The organism is Zooshikella ganghwensis DSM 15267, from assembly GCF_000428585.1.
Classification (GTDB): Bacteria; Pseudomonadota; Gammaproteobacteria; order Pseudomonadales; family Zooshikellaceae; genus Zooshikella; species Zooshikella ganghwensis.
On sequence record NZ_AUAF01000276.1, the window covers coordinates 1 to 3,355 of the forward strand.

Below are 3,355 nucleotides of genomic sequence, written 5' to 3' on the forward strand. Positions count from 1 at the left end.
CACCCAAAAATAGCCGATAACAGAAGTTACCGGAAGTTTTTTCGAGGGGGTTGAGTAATCTGGAGTGGGGTAGGAGCACTAAGGGCACTAGCAACTGTAAACATCAATTGAGGGTTATGATTCCCTTAGACAGGCAACCAATAATGAAAAGTTTTTCACATTGGATACAAAACTAAAGCTATCTACTACTATAAAAAAATAATTAAATATACCATTTTTAAACTAAATAAAGGCTCAAGAATAGCATATTTAATACTGCATGTTATGCCTTTTTTATTGTATAAATTCGGCATAACATGAAACCAGTTACACGCCATTAGTAAATAGTTATGAGCAATCATTTTATTAAATAATAAGATTGAGAGTCCATTTATTTCTTTTCATTCATCAAAAATATTAACACTACATAGAGCATTACTTAGATGAATAATCAATAATTAGGGGGGATAAATGAAGTGCAGCATATGCTTTCCAATATTACTCACTATTCCTTATTTGAGCAGTACTGTCGTTTTTGCAGCCTGCTCAAGTACGAGCCCTAGTGCAGGAACTACAGTTACTTGTACAGGGTCTAGCTCAATTCCAATAAATATCAATTCTGCAAATAATGTAACCTTAAATATCGATAGTGGAGCAGACATAACGACGAATACTTTACCAGAAACAGTAAAAATAAATATAAGTAATAATGTAGTTGTTAATAACAATGGCACTCTTAGTAACTCGATTGGTCCTACCAATGTTTTTAGCATTACAAATTCTGACAATGCAATTATTACAAATAACGGTACGATAAGCATGACCGGGGATATTGCACAGGAAAGTATAGATGCTGTTGGTAGTGATATTCGATTAATAAATAATGGATTAATAAACCACTCAACAGGTGATAATACAGCGATAATTACCTTTTATAGCGATAGAGGTTATTTTTATAACGAAGGAATAATTAGCGGTGTATATAATAATAGTTTATCCATAGTTAATACTTATGATGGTATTGCTCTAGTAGGAGATGATGCTGAGTTTAATAATAATGGGAATATCACTATTATTAATGATGAAGGTTCAGGAATAATGTTTACAGGAGAAAACTCCATGTTAATTAACAGTGGAGTTATATCTGTTTCTGACTATACAGCTAATCCGGGTTTTGAAGCAGCCCGTTATGCTATCTGGAGCAATCCAATATTAACTGGTTTGCGGACTATTATAAATTCATCAACAGGATTAATATCTATTGATGGAGACTCAGTTGCTATCTTTGGTGAAGAGGCTGCTGAAAACCTAGTTAATGAAGGGCAAATACAGGGTCACATAGTTTTAGGGGAAGGAAATGACTCATTTATAAATAATGGAACAATAAGAAATGGCTCCGTAGATTTGGGCTTAGGCTCTGATATTATGACTGTATTTAACAATGCTTCCTTTGAAAATATCACAACACTAAATGGGGGAGACGATGCACTATCAGCTGATGGAGATGTTGATATTCTAACATTTGATGGGTGGAATGGTATCCTCCCTCAAGCAGATAACTGGGAAACGATAAACTTTTCAAATAATGCTTCGGTTAATTTAGGTGCTTCAAGAACCATTACAACAGAGCAGTTTTCTATAAACTCTACAGCAACCGTATCCGCCATTGGAAATAGTCCTGGAGTCTTTGTTGTAGCAGGAAATGTAACCAATAACGGAGTACTAACCTTAGCAGACACAGAGGCTAATGATACCTTTACAGTTGGCGGAAATTATAGTGGCTCTGGAAGAGTTGTTTTAGACACCGTATTAGGGAGTGATAATTCATCGTCAGACCAATTAATTATTAATGGTAATGCGACAGGGAATACAACTTTAGTCATTAACAATGCCGGTGGTATAGGTGCTGAAACAACAGGAGATGGTATTTTAGTCATTCAAGTTGATGGGGTAAGTTCCACTAATAGCTTTCAACTACTTAATGATAGTATTAGTGCTGGCGCTTATGAATACAGCTTATTCTTCCAAGATTTAACAGGAACTAACCAAAACTGGTATCTGCGCTCGACAAGATTACGGCGTGAGGCAGGCATTTACAAATCAATTCCTGCCGTGATGAGCCGCTATATGTGGGATAATATAGGCCGGTATCATGAAAGGGAAAGTAATCGACCTATCAGTGGTGATACTAATGCACTTTCCCCCCAGTTTGGCTGGGTTAGAGTGTATCGAAATGACTATAAATTCAATTTTGATAATGATAATAACTTTGATGCTGATTGGTCAGGGCTTCAAGGAGGGCTAGATTTTTATAGAAGTAACAGGTTTGAAGGAGTTCAGTCTGTAAGAGCAGGCGTTTTCATTGGTAGTGCTATCATTGATGAGAATGTAGATGATATAGATAAACAAAAATTGGGTGAAGTAGATATGACTAGCCACTCGGTTGGGTTATATGCAACTTTATTGGGTGAAGATAGCTGGTATCTTGATGGAATCATACAACTATCTAAATATGATGTAGATACTGAGTCAGTGAACGGTGTTAAAGGAAATACTGATGGTTATGGTTTTGCCTCATCAATTGAATTCGGCTTACCACTCCAGATGCTTGAAGATAAAAGTATTAGTTTTGAGCCTCAACTTCAGCTAGCATATCAACAAATGCATTTTGATAAATTTGATGATAAAAGAAATGGAACCAAGTTTTCAGAAGTTGATATTAAAAATCAAAATAGAATATTACTTAGAGCTGGTGGACGGCTAGAAAAACTAGTCAACTATGATGCAGAAAATACTAAATATATAAAACCCTACATCGATCTAAATTATTATAAGGAGTGGGGTGATCACTTTGATGTCACACTAGATGATGTAAAAACCTCATTAAACTCCAGTGATGATTGGTTTGGAGCTGGAGTAGGATTCATTGGCAAACTTAATGCTAGTAGTGAATTTAATTTCAGTGTAACGTGGGAAGAAGATTTGGATGGAGAGAGCCATAGAGGCATTAAAAGTGAATTTGGATTCCGTTTATTATGGTAATAAATATTTTTCTTAAAACTTCTACCGTGGTCTACTGATAAACGCATTCCAAGCCAGGTATCGCCATACCCAGGGATGTCAAAAAATAGCCGATAACCCTGCGTATCGGCTATTTTTTTGTTGACAGGTAAAATAAGTCAACTAGATTATATTTTCCAAATCAGCTCGCTATAGTCATCTAGTTTATTATCAGCTGTCATCAACTTCATGGGTTCAGTAATAGCTTGAGCAACTAGCAGTCTATCGAATGGGTCTTTATGAATAGGAGGCAGTTGTAGAAGAGCTTCTGTATGCTCTCCTTTAACGGGTAGCTCTACAAACCCACTCTCCTTTG

Annotated in this window: 2 protein-coding genes; one reads left to right on the forward strand and one right to left on the reverse strand. The window is 36.0% G+C overall.

Annotated elements, in window-relative coordinates; all coding sequences use genetic code 11:
- The first annotated feature begins 450 nt into the window (after positions 1-450).
- Complete coding sequence (locus F607_RS0125775) at positions 451-3,021, forward strand: autotransporter family protein (RefSeq protein ID WP_084611419.1); 2,571 nt, start codon at positions 451-453, stop codon at positions 3,019-3,021.
- Between the two features lie 146 nt (positions 3,022-3,167).
- On the opposite strand, the gene F607_RS34995 is transcribed toward F607_RS0125775, so the two are convergent.
- On the reverse strand, positions 3,168-3,355 hold a 188-nt coding region (locus F607_RS34995), incomplete at its 5' end, for a type II toxin-antitoxin system VapC family toxin (protein WP_027710314.1).

Bases quoted from the DNA above. Each gene is read 5' to 3' on its own strand.
- F607_RS0125775 (WP_084611419.1), top strand. From the start codon at position 451: ATGAAGTGCAGCATATGCTTTCCAATATTACTCACTATTCCTTATTTG.